At 68.3% G+C, this 16476-nt stretch carries 15 protein-coding genes; 11 read left to right on the top strand and 4 right to left on the bottom strand.

The window, feature by feature from the left end:
• The first annotated feature begins 59 nt into the window (after positions 1 to 59).
• Genes AC3B5T_RS01555 through AC3B5T_RS01545 form a run of 3 tightly spaced genes read left to right on the top strand, consistent with a single transcriptional unit; the run spans position 60 to position 3138 of the window.
• Positions 60 to 1436: a flavin-containing monooxygenase gene (locus AC3B5T_RS01555; protein WP_010840559.1), complete on the top strand. Its 1377-nt coding sequence runs from the start codon at positions 60 to 62 to the stop codon at positions 1434 to 1436.
• Positions 1433 to 2386, top strand: a complete 954-nt coding sequence (locus AC3B5T_RS01550) for an alpha/beta hydrolase (protein WP_488358150.1) — start codon at positions 1433 to 1435, stop codon at positions 2384 to 2386. Before AC3B5T_RS01555 ends, AC3B5T_RS01550 begins: the two co-directional genes overlap by 4 nt.
• Positions 2383 to 3138, top strand: a complete 756-nt coding sequence (locus tag AC3B5T_RS01545) for an SDR family NAD(P)-dependent oxidoreductase (RefSeq protein ID WP_488358149.1) — start codon at positions 2383 to 2385, stop codon at positions 3136 to 3138. The genes AC3B5T_RS01550 and AC3B5T_RS01545 overlap by 4 nt, the downstream gene beginning before the upstream one ends.
• 27 nt (positions 3139 to 3165) lie before the next feature.
• Here the strand turns inward: AC3B5T_RS01545 and AC3B5T_RS01540 are convergent, their stop codons facing one another.
• Positions 3166 to 3864, bottom strand: coding sequence for a class I SAM-dependent methyltransferase (locus AC3B5T_RS01540; RefSeq protein ID WP_010840556.1), 699 nt, complete (start codon positions 3862 to 3864; stop codon positions 3166 to 3168).
• 50 nt (positions 3865 to 3914) lie between these two features.
• Between AC3B5T_RS01540 and AC3B5T_RS01535 the strand changes: the two genes are divergently transcribed.
• The 4 genes from AC3B5T_RS01535 (at position 3915) to AC3B5T_RS01520 (ending at position 8407) form a co-directional block, all read left to right on the top strand.
• Positions 3915 to 4889: an NADPH:quinone oxidoreductase family protein gene (locus AC3B5T_RS01535; RefSeq protein ID WP_488358148.1), complete on the top strand. Its 975-nt coding sequence runs from the start codon at positions 3915 to 3917 to the stop codon at positions 4887 to 4889.
• Between the two features lie 63 nt (positions 4890 to 4952).
• Complete coding sequence (locus AC3B5T_RS01530; RefSeq protein WP_010840554.1) at positions 4953 to 5222, top strand: DUF2277 domain-containing protein; 270 nt, start codon at positions 4953 to 4955, stop codon at positions 5220 to 5222.
• 574 nt (positions 5223 to 5796) lie between these two features.
• On the top strand, positions 5797 to 7623 hold the full coding sequence (locus AC3B5T_RS01525; protein ID WP_488358147.1) for an ABC transporter substrate-binding protein/permease: 1827 nt from the start codon (positions 5797 to 5799) through the stop codon (positions 7621 to 7623).
• A 4-nt stretch (positions 7624 to 7627) separates the two neighbouring features.
• A complete protein-coding gene (locus AC3B5T_RS01520; RefSeq protein WP_014927924.1) occupies positions 7628 to 8407 on the top strand; it encodes an amino acid ABC transporter ATP-binding protein in 780 nt (259 codons plus the stop codon).
• A gap of 39 nt (positions 8408 to 8446) precedes the next feature.
• On the opposite strand, the gene AC3B5T_RS01515 is transcribed toward AC3B5T_RS01520, so the two are convergent.
• The 3 genes from AC3B5T_RS01515 to AC3B5T_RS01505 are packed head-to-tail and all read right to left on the bottom strand — an operon-like array spanning position 8447 to position 11097.
• Positions 8447 to 9361 carry an amidohydrolase family protein gene (locus AC3B5T_RS01515; RefSeq protein ID WP_488358145.1) on the bottom strand — a complete coding sequence of 305 codons (915 nt, stop codon included), beginning with the start codon at positions 9359 to 9361 and terminating at the stop codon, positions 8447 to 8449.
• A gap of 45 nt (positions 9362 to 9406) precedes the next feature.
• Positions 9407 to 10456, bottom strand: coding sequence for an alcohol dehydrogenase catalytic domain-containing protein (locus AC3B5T_RS01510; protein ID WP_488358143.1), 1050 nt, complete (start codon positions 10454 to 10456; stop codon positions 9407 to 9409).
• A complete protein-coding gene (locus tag AC3B5T_RS01505; RefSeq protein WP_010840549.1) occupies positions 10456 to 11097 on the bottom strand; it encodes a PaaI family thioesterase in 642 nt (213 codons plus the stop codon). Before AC3B5T_RS01505 ends, AC3B5T_RS01510 begins: the two co-directional genes overlap by 1 nt.
• A 197-nt stretch (positions 11098 to 11294) precedes the next feature.
• On the opposite strand from AC3B5T_RS01505, the gene AC3B5T_RS01500 reads away from it, so the two are divergent.
• From AC3B5T_RS01500 to AC3B5T_RS01485, 4 genes are read left to right on the top strand one after another with little or no spacing between them, the layout of a single operon-like run.
• Positions 11295 to 12092, top strand: coding sequence for a lysophospholipid acyltransferase family protein (locus AC3B5T_RS01500; RefSeq protein ID WP_010840548.1), 798 nt, complete (start codon positions 11295 to 11297; stop codon positions 12090 to 12092).
• 16 nt (positions 12093 to 12108) lie between these two features.
• Positions 12109 to 13764: an AMP-binding protein gene (locus tag AC3B5T_RS01495; RefSeq protein WP_488358142.1), complete on the top strand. Its 1656-nt coding sequence runs from the start codon at positions 12109 to 12111 to the stop codon at positions 13762 to 13764.
• Between the two features lie 3 nt (positions 13765 to 13767).
• A complete protein-coding gene (locus AC3B5T_RS01490) occupies positions 13768 to 15219 on the top strand; it encodes a wax ester/triacylglycerol synthase domain-containing protein (protein WP_488358141.1) in 1452 nt (483 codons plus the stop codon).
• On the top strand, positions 15216 to 16394 hold the full coding sequence (locus AC3B5T_RS01485; protein WP_488358140.1) for an alpha/beta hydrolase family protein: 1179 nt from the start codon (positions 15216 to 15218) through the stop codon (positions 16392 to 16394). The genes AC3B5T_RS01490 and AC3B5T_RS01485 overlap by 4 nt, the downstream gene beginning before the upstream one ends.
• Positions 16395 to 16476 lie beyond the last annotated feature (82 nt).

Here is a 16476-nt window from a genome sequence, read left to right as displayed (position 1 = left end):
CAAATCAGATTGTGTCTACATCCACATCGTGACCACAGCGGGTCCATCGAGGGGGCAGTGTGCCTTTACCAACAACCGCGATCATCGGCGCCGGAATCAGCGGGCTGACCGCCGGGAAGATGCTCACCGACTACGGCGTCCCGTACACCTGTTTCGAGAGTTCGGACAGGGTGGGCGGCAACTGGGCGTTCGGGAACCCGAACGGTCACAGCAGCGCCTACCGGTCGCTGCACATCGACACCTCGAAGCATCAGTTGTCGTTCCGGGATTTCCCGATGCCCGACGACTACCCCGACTTCCCGCACCACACCCAGGTGAAGGCGTATCTCGATTCGTACGCCGAGGCCTTCGATCTGTACTCGTCGATCGAGTTCACCAACGGGATCGAGCACGCGACCCGGTTGGACGGCGGCGGTTGGGAACTGGAGACCCAGCACGGCGAACGTCGACGGTTCGACCTGCTGGTGGTGGCGAACGGTCATCACTGGGATCCGCGGTGGCCCGACTTCCCCGGCGACTTCGACGGCATCGAGATGCATGCCCACCACTACATCGATCCGCGTACCCCGCACGACTTCACGGGCAAGCGCATCCTGGTGGTCGGGCTGGGCAACAGCGCGGCCGACATCGCCGTCGAACTGTCGTCGAAGGCGCTGGACAACAAGCTGACCCTCTCCACACGGTCGGGTGCGTGGATCGTGCCGAAGTACTTCGGCGGCAAACCGGCGGACAAGTACTACCGGTCGACGCCGTACCTGCCCACGTCCTGGCAGCGGAAGTTCGTCCAGGTCATGCAGCCGGTGACCGCGGGCCGCCCAGAGGATTACGGCCTGCCGACGCCGAATCACAAGTTCTTCGAGGCGCATCCGACCCAGTCGGTGGAACTGCCGCTACGCCTGGGGTCGGGCGATGTCATCCCCAAACCCAACATCAGTCGATTCGACGGGTCCACGGTCCATTTCGACGACGGGACGGCCGACGACTTCGACATCATCATCTACGCGACGGGGTACAACATCACGTTCCCGTTCTTCGACCCGGACTTCATCAGTGCGCCCGACAACCGGATCGACCTCTACAAGCGGATGTTCTACCCGGGGATCGATGACCTCGTCTTCGCCGGGTTCGCACAGGCGGTTCCGACCCTGTTCCCGTTCGTGGAGTGCCAGGCGCGGCTGATCGGGGCCTACGCGACGGGACACTACCGGCTTCCCTCGGTGCCGGAGATGCGACAGACGATCGAGGCGGACATGCAGTACTACACGGGGCACATGCTCGACCGGCCGCGACACACACAGCAGCTCGATCACTATCTCTACGAACACAACATGCGGACCAAGGAGATCCCGGCCGGCATCCGCCGTGCCCGGCAGCAGGGGCCGCCGACCTGGGCGGGGATCACCGCGGACCTGGTCACGAAGGGAGTCTCCGCATGAGCACCCCCGACGGCGCGACCACCGTACGTTTCCGCTCGACCGACGCCGAATGCGATGCCTGGTTCTTCCCGGGCGCGGAGTCGTCGGCATTCGAGATCGACGGCAAGCGCCCCGTCGTCGTCATGGCACACGGCTTCGCCGGGACGAAGGACTCGGGCCTGGCCCCGTACGCACAGCGTTTCGCGGCCGCCGGTCTGGCGGTCCTCGCGTTCGACTACCGCGGTTTCGGATTGTCCGGAGGTGATCCGCGACAACAGATCTCACTGGAACGCCAGGCCGACGACTATCGCGCGGCGGTCACCACGGCCAGCGAGCAGCCGGGAGTGGACCCCGAGCGGATCATCCTCTGGGGTGTGTCCCAGTCCGGCGGGCACGCGCTCACCGTCGCCGCCGATCGCACCGACGTGGCCGCGGTCATCGCGGTGGTCCCGCTGGTCAACGGTCTTGCGGCCGGTCGTGTCGCTTATGCGCAGGTCGGTGGGGCGGCCATCGCCCGATCCACCGCCACCGCGGTGGCCAGTTCGGTGGCGCGGCGGCTCGGCCGCGCGCCCAAGATGATGCGGGTCGTCGGCGAACCCGGCGACATGGGTGCCGCGCTGACCGCGCCCGGGTTCCTGGAGAGTTATCGCGCCATCGCCGGGCCGTCGTGGCGTAACGAGGTCGACGCGTCGGTCGGGCTCGAGATCGGATCGTTCCGGGTCGACAAGTACGCCACCCGTGTCCATGCCCCGGTGCTCTTCCAGATCGCCGACTTCGACTCCGCCGCACCGCCGCACGCGGCGTCGAAGACCGCGTTCAAGGCGCGCGCCGAGGTTCGCCACTACCCGTGCGACCACTTCGACGTCTTTGCGGGCAACAATTACTTCGAACCATGCGTCGCACACGAGATCGGCTTCCTGACCAGGCATCTGGTGTCGAGGTCCGAGGTCGTGGGGACCGGGACGCGATGAGCCGGGCGATCGTGATCGGGGGTGCCTCCGGCATCGGTCTCGCCACGGTCGACGCGTTCGTCGAGCAAGGTGTGCAGGTGATCGTGGCCGACCGCGACACCGAACGTGCCGACCAGGTCGCGGCCGCGCGCGACGGGGTGGCGGCGGTGCACCTCGACGTGACCGACGAGGCTTCGGTCGCAGCGACTTTCGCCGATGCCGGCGAGTTCGACACCGTGGTGAACTGCGCCGGTCTGTCGAATCCTGGTGCACTGACCGAACTCGAACTCGATGCGTGGCGCAACACCGTCGACACCTGCCTCACCGGCACGTTCCTCGTGATCAAGCATGCCGGACGCCGGATCGCCGACGGCGGGTCGATCATCTGTGTCGCGTCGCTCAACGGGCGTCAGCCGGGCGCGGGCATGGGGGCGTACTGCGCGTCGAAAGCCGGTGTGCTGATGCTCGTCGAAGTGGCCGCCCTCGAGCTCGCGGATCGTCGGGTGCGGGTCAATGCGGTGTCGCCGGGACTGGTCATGACGCCGTTGACCGAGGGCATCGGCTTCGTGCCGGGCCTCACCGAGGACTATCTCGACAACACCCCGCTGGGCAGGAGCGGGGAACCGGCCGAGATCGCCGACACGATAACGTTTCTCGCCTCGGACAAGGCGCGCTGGATCACCGGTGCCGCCTTCGACGTCAACGGTGGTGCGCACCTTAAGCGCTACCCCGACGTGCTCGGCAAGGTGCGCGCGCTGGCCGGGGAGGGGTAGTACCGCGCCCCTCTGCTCGCCGAGGTGTCAGACCTTCGGTGCCAGTGGCGCGCCGACCTCGCCCGAGTCGCGGCGGAGGACACGCAACGAGCCTTCGGCGCGAACTTCCGTGAACTGCCCGGTTTCCAGCGCCTGGCAATAGATCTCATACGGTGGCCGACCGCCGTCGGCCGGGTCGGGGAAGACGTCGTGGATGAGCAGCGCGCCGCCGATCCGCACCCACGGCGCCCAGCCGTCGAGGTCGGTCTGCGCCGCCTCCATGCTGTGCCCGCCGTCGATGAAGACGAAGTCGGCCGGGCGGCCCCAGATCTTCGCGGCGACAGCCGACGGCGCGAGCAGTCCGACGACGGTGTTCTCGAGCCCGGCGTCGAACATGGTGCGGCGGAACCGTGCCGACGTGTCGAGTGTTCCGGTGTGCGCGTCGACCAGGGACTCGTCGTGATACTCCCAGCCGGGCTGGTGTTCCTCGGAGCCGCGGTGATGGTCGACCGTCACGATGACGGCGTCGTGCGCCTCGCCGGCCGAACCGAGGAAGACGGTCGACTTCCCGCAGTACGTTCCGATCTCCACGCCGACCTTCGTCGAATCGGGTTGCGAGAGATACTCTCCGGCGATCTCGAAGAGTGTCTGGGCCTCGTCGAGCGGCATGAATCCGGGTGCCTCGTCGGCGACGCGGAGGCGGTCGGTGGAGGGTGCGTTGGGCGACGGTGCCGCGGGTTGTGACATGGCACCAGATCCTATCGGGTGTGTGAGGGTCGCCGCGTAGGGTGAGCCGTATGAAAGCTCAGGTGCTCACCGCAGAGACAGGACCCTCCGGACTCGAGTTGACCGACGTCCCCGACCCCACGCCGGCCGACGGTCAGGTGATCGTCGACGTGAAGTCGTGCGGCGTGTGCTTCCCCGACGTGCTGATGAGTCAGGGCAAGTACCAGCTGCGCGTCCCGACCCCGTTCACCCCCGGCACCGAGGTCGCCGGCGTGGTGCGCTCGGCACCCGAGGGGTCGTCGGTCGCGGTCGGGGACAAGGTCCTCGTGGCGTCGATCGTCGGCGGATTCGCCGAGCAGGTCGCGGCCGCACCCGAACAGCTCCTCCCGCTCCCCGAAGGGCTGACCTTCGAGCAGGGTTCGGCGATGGGGATCAACTATCAGACCGCGCTGTTCGCGCTCAAGACGCGGGCACACACCCAGCCGGGTGAGGTCGTGGGCGTGCTCGGCGCCGCCGGCGGTGTCGGGACCGCGTCGATCATGGTCGCCAAGGCGATGGGCGCGAGGGTCATCGCCATCGTGCACCGCAAGGGCGCCGAGGAACTCCTGCGCAGTGCCGGGGCCGACGAGATCGTGCAGCTCGAGGAGGGATGGGGCACCAAGCTCAAGGAGATCGTCCCCAGGGGCGTCGACGTCATGATCGACCCGTCGGGTGGCGAGGTGTTCGACGAGGCGCTGCGGCAGGTGGCGCCCGACGGCCGGTACGTCGTGGTGGGCTTCGCGGCGGGCGGTATCCCGACCGTCAAACTCAACCGGGTCCTGTTCCGCAACATCGCGGTCGTCGGTGCCGCGTGGGGCGAATACGTGCGCACCCACCCGGAGCTGAATCTGCCCGCGAAGCTGCACGAGGAGCTGTCGCAGATGATCGCCGACGGCCTGGAACCCCAGGTGAACGTGACTTATACGCTCGATCAGCTGCCCGAGGCGTTGACCGATCTCGCCGAAGGGCGGATCCTGGGCAAAGCGGTCGTCAAGATCGGTGACTGAGGTCCCCACCTGAGTGCGGTCCCGGCGGCGACCCTCACGAGCATCCGACCGAAGGGATCTGCCATGTGCCGCAACATCACCGAACTCCGTGGACTGGAACCGCCGGCGACGGGGGACGAGATCGAGGCGGCCGCTCGGCAGTACGTGCGCAAGGTGAGCGGGGTCCGCCACCCGTCGGCGGCGAACGCCGAGGCGTTCGAGGCGGCGGTCACCGCGGTCACCGCTGCCACGCGCACACTCCTCGACGTCCTGCCGGAGCGTCGTCAGCCGCCGAAGACAGTGCCCCCGCTCCGGCGCCCCGAGGTCCAGGCGCGTATCGCCGCCCGAGGCTGAACCCCCGGCCTGCATACAGGTTCAGCAGTAGGTATCGCCTGGCGATACCTACTGCTGAACCATTTCGGGTGGCGGAGGAATCTACGACCCGGCGGCTTCGTCGCTTCCGGTGACGATTGTTTCCGCGATGTCCCAGAGCAGGTTGTCGAAGGCCTCGATTGCGTAGAAGATTGCTGACAGCATGGTTTTTCCAGCTTTCGTTTCGAACTCGACGGAGGATGGAAGCCGCGGCGTAACAGCACGTCAACGGCCGTCGGGAGAGCGAGACAATCGTCTGATGAATCGCAACATGCGCGATTCCGACGCGGTCGAGAATTGATGTTACAAATCCCGTTTCCCTGTATCATTGGTAGCACGGCCATCAGAAGCCGACAAGCAAATCGAGAATTCACACAGACAATTCACGTAGGCGCGCACGGTCGGTCGGGGACGGTGACGCGTTGTACCGGCGGGCGCCGCGTCCCGGGCTCGTAGTTCGGTGCCGGTCGGCGAGAACGCGCAGCTCCGCGGGATTAAACCCACCGGCGAGCAAAAATTTGGGACACCTCTCGTGCGTCCGGATAGTGTCGACACGGTGTCCAACCACCGATCCCATCGCGCCCACGGGGCCGCGCCGCGCGCTGTTCGCGTCGTAGCGCTGGCCCTGACGGCCGCCATCGTCGGCCTGTTGACCATCCTCGGCGGACCGGCGCCCCGTGCGCAGGCCGCCCCGGCCGACAGCTGTGCGCCGGCCGGACTCGCGTCGGCGTCGGCGGCGCCGGTCAACCTCGCTGCCGCAGATCAGGGGGGTGAAGACCGCTACACCACCGAGTCGACCACGCCGCTCGACCAGATCGACGTCGGTCAGCTGGAGCTGCTGTCGCCCGGCAAGATCTCCGTCGGCACCCTGTCCGATGCCGGGCCGAGCATCTGTGTGAACAGTGCGGGCGACTTCACCGGCTTCGACAACGAACTCCTCAAGGCCGTCGCCGCGAAGCTTGGTCTGCAGGTCGAGTTCAACGGCACCGAGTTCGCGGGTCTTCTGTCGCAGGTGGCCAACAACCGTTTCGACGTCGGATCGTCGTCGATCACCACCACCGACGACCGCCGCAAGACCGTCGACTTCACCAACGGCTACGACTTCGGGTACTTCTCCCTCGTCGCGCCGACCGCCGGCCCGATCAAGGGATTCGGCGACCTCTCCGACTCGACGCGGATCGCTGTCGTGCAGGGCACCGTCCAGGACGACTACGTCGTCAACACCCTGGGTCTCGACCCGGTGAAGTTCCCGGACTACGCCACCGCGTACGCCAATCTGAAGAGTGGCCAGGTCGACGCCTGGGTCGCTCCGTCGCAGCAGGCGGAGGGGGCGGTCCGCGAGGGCGACGGCACCGCGATCGTCGAGAACACCTTCAGCGTGAACAACTTCGTCGCCTGGGCCGTGGGCAAGAACAAGCCGCGGCTCACCGAGGCCCTCAACTCCGGACTCGACGCCATCATCGCCGACGGCACGTACGCCGATCTCTACGTTGACTGGGTGCCCCGCGAGCTGCCCGAGGGATGGAAGCCCGGCAGCAAGGCCGCGCCCGCCCCGGACCTGCCCGACATCGCCGCCATCGCGGCCGAGAATGCCGAGAAGGCCGGCCCGGCGGAGGAGACCGCGCCCAAGAGCACCCTGCAGCAACTCGGCGACACCTTCTTCAACTGGGACCTCTACAAGGAATCGTTCCCCGAGCTGATCAAGACCGGTCTCGTCAACACCCTGATCCTGTCGCTGGTCTCGGGAGTGCTCGGCACCATCCTGGGCATGATCCTGGCGATCTGCGGGATCTCGCGGTCGCGGTGGCTGCGCTGGCCGGCGCGGGTCTACACCGACATCTTCCGCGGGCTGCCCGCGGTCGTCGTCATCCTGATCGTCGGTCTCGGTGTGGGTCCGGTGGTCAAGGGCATCACCGGCAACAACCCGTACTGGCTCGGCGCGGTCGCGCTCGCCCTGCTCGCCGCGGCCTACATCGGCGAGATCTTCCGGTCGGGAATCCAGAGCGTCGACGACGGGCAGCTCGAGGCCTCGCGTGCCATCGGCTTCAGCTACCGGGAGTCGATGCGGCTCGTCGTCGTCCCGCAGGGCGTCCGGCGGGTGCTCCCGGCGTTGATGAACCAGTTCATCAGCCTGATCAAGGACAGCTCGCTGGTGTACTTCCTCGGGCTGCTGGCCAGCCAGCGGGAGCTGTTCGCGGTCGGCCGAGACCTGAACGCGCAGACGGGCAACCTCTCGCCGCTCGTCGCCGCGGGAATCATGTACCTCATCCTGACGATCCCGTTGACACACCTGGTCAACTACATCGACCGGCGTCTGCGCACCGGACGGCCCGCCGAGGTCCAGGACGACCCGCTGCCCCCGACCGTCGTCGAGAAGGGATAGGCCCGTGCCCGATCTCAGCAAGTCCGAGTCACCGTCCCCGAATGCCGCCGTCGTCCGGGAAGCCGTCTCGTTGACCGGTACCGATCTCCACCTGTCGTTCGGCAAACAGCACGTGTTGCGGGGTGTCGACATCCAGGTCGACGCCGGCACCACCACGACCGTCATCGGGCCGTCGGGGTCGGGTAAGTCGACCCTGCTGCGTGTGCTGAACCGGTTGTACGAACCCGATCAGGGAGACATCCTGCTCGACGGACGGTCCGTCCTCAAGGACAACCCGGACGAGCTCCGGCGGCGGATCGGCATGGTGTTCCAGCAGTTCAATCTGTTCCCGCACAAGACCGTCGTCGACAACGTCGCGCTCGGACCGCGAAAGCTGAAGGGGCTGAGCAAGGACGAGGCCCGCGAGGTCGCTCTCCGGCAACTCGAGATCGTCGGGCTCACCAACAAGGCCGACGTGCGTCCGGCACGACTCTCCGGCGGTCAGCAGCAGCGGGTGGCGATCGCGCGAGCGCTCGCCATGACTCCGGAGGTCATGTTCTTCGACGAGGCGACCTCCGCGCTGGACCCCGAACTCGTCAAGGGAGTCCTCTCGCTCATGGCGGATCTGGCCACCGAGGGGATGACCATGGTGGTCGTCACCCACGAGATGGGTTTCGCCCGCAACGTCTCCGACAACGTGCTGTTCATGGACCACGGAGCCGTCGTGGAGACCGGCCGGCCGGAACAGGTCTTCGACGACGCGAAGTCCGACCGGTTGCGGACTTTCCTGTCCCAGGTCCTGTAGCCGGGGTTCTTGTCGACGGGGGTCTCGCCGACCGCTGGCTCAGCCGATCCCGAAGAGCCTGGAGCCGTTGCGGTAGAACACGTCTCGGAGCCAGTCGGCACCGAGGTCGAGGCGGATGATCGCCTCGAGCGCATGGGTGTAGCCGTAGGGGATGTTCGGGAAATCGCTGCCGAAGAGGATCTTCTCGCCGGCGTCGGCCAGACGCGGCAGGTAGTCCGCCGGGAACGGGGCGTCTTCCTCGGCGAAGTCGGTGAACGCCATCGTGGTGTCCAGGTGCACATTCGGGTACTCCAGCGCGAGGTCGAGGAACGCGGTGTACTCGGGCATCCCCATGTGCGCGACGATCAGCGGCAACGACGGGAACCGGTGCAGGAGTTCGCGGATCGGCTCGGGGCCGGTGAAGGTGCCGGGCGCGGGCCCCGACCCGCAGTGGATGATGACGGGGACCTGCGAATCGGCGATCTGGGACCACACGCCGTCGAGGAGCGAATCGGCGGGGGAGAAGTCGCCGACCTGGATGTGGCACTTGAACACCCGGGTTCCCGCCTGGATGGCGCGGGAGACGTAGGTGTGGGCGGACTCCTCCGGATAGAAGGTCGCGGTGTGCAGGCAGTCGTCATGGCCGGCGGCGAAGTCGTGCGCCCAGCCGTTCAGCCACTCGGCCATGTTCGGCTTGTGGGGGTACACCAGCGACGAGTAGGCCCGCACCCCGAACTCGCGCAGCGTGGCCACCCGGACGTCCTCGTCGGCGCGGTAGGTGATCGGCCACTCGCGTCCCACCAGCGGCCCGACCGAGTCGAAGTAGGCCCAGACCTTGTCCATGACCGGACGCGGCATGAAGTGGGTGTGGACGTCGATGATGCCGGGCAGGTCCAGCTCTGACCAGATCGCGCGCACCCGCTGCGCCTCGTCGGTACTGAACGGCTCGGGGGTCACGGGAACGGCACTGTTCACCCCAGAGACCGTACGCCGGGTGCGCCGCCGGCCGCGAGTGCCACCTCAGCCGGCGGACGACACCGTCGGTGAGATGAGCACCTTTCGGTGGTCGTTGGGCACGGAGAGTTCGCGGAAGACGCGGTCGGCCTCGTCGAGCCCGACGATCTCGCTGACCAGCGCCGACAATCCGATCGCGCCCTTGCTCAACTCGGCTGCCGCGGTGCGGAATTCGCTCGCGGTGTAGTAGGAGACGAAGTGCATCGTGGTCTCTTTCACGACCCCGGCCACCGGCATGAACGAGTCGTCGCTCAAGCAGACGCCCGCGATGACGATGGTGCCGTGGGTGGCGACCGCGTCCAGGGCGGCGGCGATCATGCCCGGCTTGCCCACGCATTCGATGACGACGTCGAAGCCCGGTCCGACGTGCGCAAGGAGTTCGTCGGGGATGCACACCGCGGACGCACCGAGATCGAGTGCCGCCGCACGCCTGCCCGGGGACGGGTCCGAACAGACCAGGTCGGTGGCCACGCCGCGCGACAACCAGTGCAGCGCGGCGAGACCGACCGGACCCGCGCCCAGCACCAGCACCCGGTCCCCGGGACGGACGGACGCGCGGGTGACCGCGTGCAGTCCCACGGCCAGTGGTTCGACCAGGGCGCCGTCGACCGGATCGATGCCCTCGAGAAGAACGCTCTCGGCCGCCCCGACCAGGACGTACTCGGCCAGCCCGCCCGGGAGGACACCGAGTCCCAGGGTGCGCGCCGACCTGCATCGCGCGACGTCACCGGTGAGACAGGCGCGGCACCGGTGGCATCCGATCACCGGCATGGCGGCCACGGTATCGCCGACCCGGAAGGAGTGCGCCGGATCGGCGCGGCCCCGGCCGGCGTCGTCTGGGTCTGCCGGCCCGACGCCGACGACCTCGCCGGCGAATTCGTGACCCATGATCGTCCCGTGCGGGAGCAACGGCGCGGTGGACAGGTCGGAACCGCAGATGCCGTTCGCCGCCACGCGCAGGACGAGCTCGCCGGGGCCCGGCGTCGGGTCCGGTAGGTCGGCGACGAGGAATCGGCCTGCGCCGAACTCTCCTGGGCCGGTCACCGCGGCGCGCATCAGCCCGCCGACCAGCGGACGGACGGGACGTCGTCCGCCGCGCGGGGCACGATGAACACGCCCTCGGCCTCGCAGGTCACCCCCTGCGCATCGGAGATCGTGCCGCGGACGATGCGCTTGCGTCCGTTCCGCTCGGTCACCCACGCCCGCGCGACCAGCGCGCCGAGGGGAGTCGGCCGCCCGTACCGGACGGTGAGGGTCCCGGTGTAGCAGGGGCCCTCGACGCTGGCCGCATTCCCCAGGACGTGGTCGAGGACCATCGCGCACACACCGCCGTGGACCTGGCCGGGCGGTCCCTCGTAGGCCGCCCCGAGGGTGAAGGCGCTGCGCACGCCGTCGTCGACGTGGACGACGTCGAGCGGCGGGGCCAGCGCGTTGCGCACCCCGATCACCGCGTTTCCCCAGGCCATCCCGGTGTTCTCGCGCGTGTGTCGCACCCCGAACGCGCCGTCCATCTGGCGACTCCGCAGGTCGGCCACCACCTCGGCGATCCGCCGTCGTGCCTCGTCGAGGTCCTCATCGGCCACCTCGGTGCGGATCACCGCGTCGACCAGATCCCGAACGGTGTCGGTGAGAGGGGTGTAGACCGCGCGGCGACGCGCGACCTCGTCTTCGGAGATGTCCTCCAGGGTGAACTCCATGTGGCTACCGATCAGTCAGTTGTGGCATAGGTAACGAACAGTGGCGACGCAAATTAGAACGTGTTCTAATTCAACCACTAGAACGTGTTCTCATTTTGCGGTTTCGAGGACATCGACCCCGGGTCGGACGTCGTGCTCCAGCCGATCGAGCGGTGATCCGATCGAACCGCACAAGCGATCCACAGGAGATGTGACCGATGAGCGCGAAGACCTTCGACCTCACCGCACGCGACGAGACCTGGGTGAAGCGGGTGCTGCCCGTCCTGAAACTCGTGGCGAAGACCTATTTCCGCTCCGAGGTCCGGGGCATGGACAAGGTGCCCGACGGCGGCGCGCTCCTGGTGTCGAACCACTCCGGCGGATTGCTGGCGTTCGATGTCCCGGTCATCAGCGTGGCCTTTGCCGACGAGTTCGGTGCCGACCGTCCGCTCTACACCCTCGCCCACGACCTCATCTTCACCGGATCAGGCAAGCAGATCTTCGGCAAGGTCGGCTTCCTCCCCGCCCATCCCAAGAACGCGGTCGCCGCGCTGCGGTCGGGTGCCGCGACGATCGTGTTCCCCGGCGGGGAGTGGGAGGCGCTGCGGCCGAGCAGCCAGAGCGCGACCATCGACTTCCACGGTCGAACCGGTTACATCCGCACGGCGCTCGAGGCGGGCGTCCCGATCGTCCCCATCGTCACCATCGGCGGCCAGGAGACGCAGCTGTTCCTCAATCGCGGCGACACGCTGGCGCGTTTCCTCCGTCTCGACAAACTCCTGCGCACCGACACCGCGCCGTTCGCATTCGGCTTCCCGTTCGGCCTGACCGCCCACCTCCCGCCGAATATCCCGCTGCCGTCGAAGCTCGTGACGGAGGTCCTCGACCCGATCGACATCACCGCCGAGTTCGGCAACAACCCCGAACACGACGAGGTCGATCAGATGGTGCGCAAACGGATGCAACACGCTCTCGACGACCTCGCCCGCGCCCGCCGGTTCCCGGTTCTGGGCTGACCACGAGGAGACGACGATGATCTCGCAACTCCGCGATCGCGTCACCACCGCGTTGTGGCTCGTTCGCACCCTGATCCGCAGTGGATTCCTCGGCTCGCTCAGGGTCGACCGATATATCCGCATGGGGCTCAACCTGCGTCGGCACGGCGGTGCGTCGCCGGTGAGCGGTATCGGCCTCGCCGCGGCGCGCGATCCCGACGGCATCGCGCTCATCGACGAGGCGGGTCAGCTCACCTGGCGTGAACTCGACGCCCGCTGCGATGCGCTCGCCGTCGGATTGCGCGACGCTGCCGGCACATCCGTCGCGACCGTCGCCATCCTCTGCCGCAACCACCGCGGCCTCGTCGAGGCCCTCGCCGCGACGTCGCGGCTCGGCGCCGACGCGGTGCTCCTCAACACCGGCTTCGCCGCACCTCAGCTCGCCGATGTACTCGAACGCGAGCACGCCGACGTGCTCATCGCCGACGAGGAGTTCGATGCGGTCGTCGCGCCTGCGGCGCAACGCCTCCCGAGCATGCGGCTGATCCACGCGTGGACGGAGGGCGACCCGTCGCCCCGGGGCGCGACCGTCGACGGCCTGATCGACGCGAACAGCGGCTCGCGACCCGGCCGGCCCCCACGCGCCGGACGTATCGTGTTGCTGACCTCGGGGACCACCGGGATGCCCAAGGGCGCCCGTCGCGGCGGAAGCACCGACGTCGCCTCCCTCGCCGCCATGCTGGACAGGATTCCCTGGTGCGCAGGCGAATCGATCGTGATAGCCGCGCCGGCGTTCCACGCGTGGGGCTTCGGACAGGTGGCCATCGCGGCGACGATGTCGTGCACGATGATCATGCGGCGTCGGTTCGATCCGGAGGCGACACTCGAGCTGGTCCGCGACCACAGGGCCACCGGACTCGCGGTGGTGCCGGTGATGCTCGAACGCATCACCGATCTTCCCGACGAGGTCCTCGACGACCATCCGATGCCGACACTGCGCTTTGTCACCGCGAGCGGGTCGCGGATGCGCTCCGATGCGCTCGTCGCGTTCCTCGATCGATACGGCGACGTGGTCTACAACAGCTACAACGCCACCGAGGCCGGCCTCATCACCACCGCGACCCCGGCCGATCTGCGCGTCGCGCCGGACACGGCCGGGCGACCGCTCACCGGTACCAGCGTCCGCATCCTCGACGACGACGACCGGGAAGTGCCCGTCGGCGAGGTCGGCCGCATCGTGGTCGCGAACAATTCGGGATTCGACGGTTACACCAGCTCGGACACCAAGGCTTTCAGCGACGGGCACATGGTGTCGGGCGACGTCGGCCGCTTCGACGAGAACGGGCTTCTCTTCGTCGTCGGCCGGGACGACGAGATGATCGTGTCCGGCGGGGAGAACGTCTATCCGCTCGAGGTCGAGCAGGCCATCGACGCGCTCGACGAGGTACTCGAGGTCGCGGTGACCGGTGTCGACGACGACAGGTTCGGTCAGCGACTCGTCGCCCACGTGGTGCGTGCGCCGCGAGCCCAGATCGGTGCCGACGACATCCGAGAACACGTGCGCGACCAGTTGGCCGGGTTCAAGGTCCCGCGCGACGTGTACTTCCTCGACGAACTGCCGCGCAACGCCACCGGGAAGATTCTCAAGCGCGAACTCGGCGCCGGACCCTCGACCGAACGGAAGGTGAGCTGACACATGAACTCCGTCCAGCAGATCGACCGATCCGCCGGTGGTGCGGACGCCGAACGGATGTCCGGACCCGATGCGCTGATGCTCAACATGGAGTCGGCGTCGAATCCGATGCACACGCTGAAGGTCGCGATTCTCGACACCGCGCGGCGCGGACGACCCCTCGACCTCGCCGAGCTCGCCGACGTCCTGCCCGACCACCTCGGGATGTTCCCGCGCGCAACCCAGCGTCTCGCGTGGGCGCGCGGACACCGTGCCCGTCCCTTCTGGGTGCGCGACAACGACTTCGACGTGACCCGGCACCTGGACGAGCGATGGGTCGCCGCCCCGGGGGGACGTGCCGAGCTCGACGAGATCCTCTCCGAACTCGCGGTCCGGCAACTCGACCGTCGCCGGCCGCTGTGGGGACTGACGCTCGTCCACGGTCTCGCCGGCGGTCGGCAGGCGGTCGTCGTACGTGTCCACCATGCCGTCGCCGACGGTCTGGCCGCACTCAACACCTTCATGGCCGCCACCGCCGGACCGGACGAGCGGGTCTGTCGTGCGCCGATCGACCGGACCCGGGTCGAGCACGACGAGCGGGAGCTCGCACGCGCGGCGCGTGCGGAATCCTGGCGAATGGTCCGCGATCTCCCGGCCGCGGCGTCGGCCCTGGCGCGCGCGTTCTCGGCAAAACGCAAGGCGGGTCACGCCGAACTCATCCCGAAACCACTGACCGTCCGCCGGACGAGTTTCAACGCGCGCAGCGGCGCCGAACGCGTCTGCGCGTCCGGTGACATCCCGCTCGCCGCCGTCCAGCGGCTCGCGCTCGCCACCGGCACCACCGTGAACGGGGCACTGCACGGCGTCATCGCGGGGGCGATCCGGGCGGAACTGATCGCCCGCGGTGAGGAGCCGGGCGTCGCGGTGTCCATCTTCGGAGTGTGCCGGGACCTGGCCTCGACGCGCGTCCACGGCAACGAGATCGCCACGGCGATGGCGTATCTGAGGTCGGACCTGGCCGATCCGGTCGAGCGGATCGCCGCCACCGGGGAGAGCTGCGCCGCCACCGTGCGATGTCGGCGCGAGGTCGGGTTCGAACTGACCGACGCACTGGCCACCTACACCGGCCGCCTCGGACCGGCTTTCCGCGGTCTGGCCGCGCACCGCGCGCCGTTCGTGATGAACAACATCACCACGGCCAACATGCCCGGTCCGCGCACCACTCGGTGGGTCGGGGACATCGAGGTCGTCGACTGGATCTCGTTCGCCCTGGCGATCGCACCCGCCGACGTCAACCTCACCACGTACAGCTACGCCGGAAAACTCAGCATGGGGCTCATCGCGACGCCGGAGTCCATGCCCGACCCGGCCCGGTTCCTGCGGCGGGTGGCCGACGCGGCCGTCGAAGCCGCCGACGCGCTCGGGCGGCCGACCGAGGACACCGACGATGCCGTGCTGGCGCGGGAGGCGAGTTGATCGACTGGGAGTCCGGCGCAGCGCGACTGGGACTGTTCGCGAAAGTGCTGCCACGCGCGATCGGCAGTTCGCGTGCGGCCGGTCGCGGCGACCCGGCGGCGGGAGTGCCACCGGCGGAATGCGGTCCGCGCATGGTCGGGGAGACCGCCGTCGACGAGCTGTTCATCGCGATCAACTCGGTGATCCGGGACATCCCGCCGATCGAGTTCGTGGAACAGTGCGTGCAACGATGCGCCGGCGTCGCCGAGGAACTGGCCGCGCTGGGGCCGTCGGGAATCCACCTCGACCCCGGGCCGCCCGGCATCGTGTCCCGTGATCGGAAGACCTTCGGGACGACCTCGTTCGATCACATCGACTACTCGGTCGCCGTTCCTCTCCCGGAGTCCATCGCCGCCGCCGACCCCTACGCCGACGGGATCGCCTCGGTCCGCGTGCTCTCGCGACGACGAACCGGCCGTCGCTGGTTGATCTGGGTGCACGGGGCGGCCCAGGGGCGCGCCGACGATCTCTATGCGTTCCGCGCTGCCAACCTGTACAACAAGCTCGGCTACGACGTGGTGTTCCCCGTCCTGCCGGCGCACGGCTCGCGGCGGGTGGAGAAGGTCGCCTACCCGGGTTTCGACCCGCTGGTCAACACCGTCATCACCATCCGGGCGATCGCCGAGATCCGCTCGCTCATCACCTGGATCGAGGGCCAGGAGCCGGCCGACATCGCGATCGCGGGTACGTCGCTCGGCGGTCCGATCGCGGCGATGGTCGCCTCGATGGATCCCCGGATCAGCTCGGTCCTGGCCGTCGTCCCGATGCTGGAGATGCACGCCACCCTCGCCCACCACATGGAACGCGGCGGGTCCAAGGGGCGTCACCTCGCGTCGCTGATGCGCAGCGACCCGGTTCGCGCGGTCTCGTCGGTGATCAATCCGCTGGCGGTGCAACCCATCCCGACGCCCGAACGCCGGATGGTGGTCGCGGCGCTCAACGATCGGGTCACCTCGGTGTCCGCCGCCCAACAGCTACACCGACACTGGGGCGGGCAGGTCCACTGGTACTCCGGTAGCCATGTCGGACACGCCATCTCGGGCAGCATCCGGCAGGCCACGGACGAGTTCCTGCGTGCCTCCCCGCCGCCTGATTCTCGGTTCGACTCTGAGTCCGGCCTGCGTTCGTTGATCTAGGAACCGTTGCTCCCTGAGGTGCGAGGAGCGGTGCGGCCTCCCCCCGCTCCCTGAGGTGCGAGGAGCGGTGCGGCCTGCCTCC

The sequence above is a fragment of the Gordonia sp. G4 genome (assembly GCF_057770005.1).
Note: the sequence above shows the minus strand (reverse complement) of the source record. Positions and strands in the feature narration are given on the sequence as shown.

Excerpts from the sequence above, each read along its gene's own strand:
- AC3B5T_RS01550 (WP_488358150.1), top strand. The coding sequence starts at position 1,433 with ATGAGCACCCCCGACGGCGCGACCACCGTACGTTTCCGCTCGACCGAC.
- AC3B5T_RS01545 (WP_488358149.1), top strand. The coding sequence starts at position 2,383 with ATGAGCCGGGCGATCGTGATCGGGGGTGCCTCCGGCATCGGTCTCGCC.
- AC3B5T_RS01540 (WP_010840556.1), bottom strand. The coding sequence starts at position 3,864 with ATGTCACAACCCGCGGCACCGTCGCCCAACGCACCCTCCACCGACCGC.
- AC3B5T_RS01535 (WP_488358148.1), top strand. The coding sequence starts at position 3,915 with ATGAAAGCTCAGGTGCTCACCGCAGAGACAGGACCCTCCGGACTCGAG.
- AC3B5T_RS01530 (WP_010840554.1), top strand. The coding sequence starts at position 4,953 with ATGTGCCGCAACATCACCGAACTCCGTGGACTGGAACCGCCGGCGACG.
- AC3B5T_RS01510 (WP_488358143.1), bottom strand. The coding sequence starts at position 10,456 with ATGCGCGCCGCGGTGACCGGCCCAGGAGAGTTCGGCGCAGGCCGATTC.
- AC3B5T_RS01505 (WP_010840549.1), bottom strand. The coding sequence starts at position 11,097 with ATGGAGTTCACCCTGGAGGACATCTCCGAAGACGAGGTCGCGCGTCGC.
- AC3B5T_RS01500 (WP_010840548.1), top strand. The coding sequence starts at position 11,295 with ATGAGCGCGAAGACCTTCGACCTCACCGCACGCGACGAGACCTGGGTG.
- AC3B5T_RS01495 (WP_488358142.1), top strand. The coding sequence starts at position 12,109 with ATGATCTCGCAACTCCGCGATCGCGTCACCACCGCGTTGTGGCTCGTT.
- AC3B5T_RS01490 (WP_488358141.1), top strand. The coding sequence starts at position 13,768 with ATGAACTCCGTCCAGCAGATCGACCGATCCGCCGGTGGTGCGGACGCC.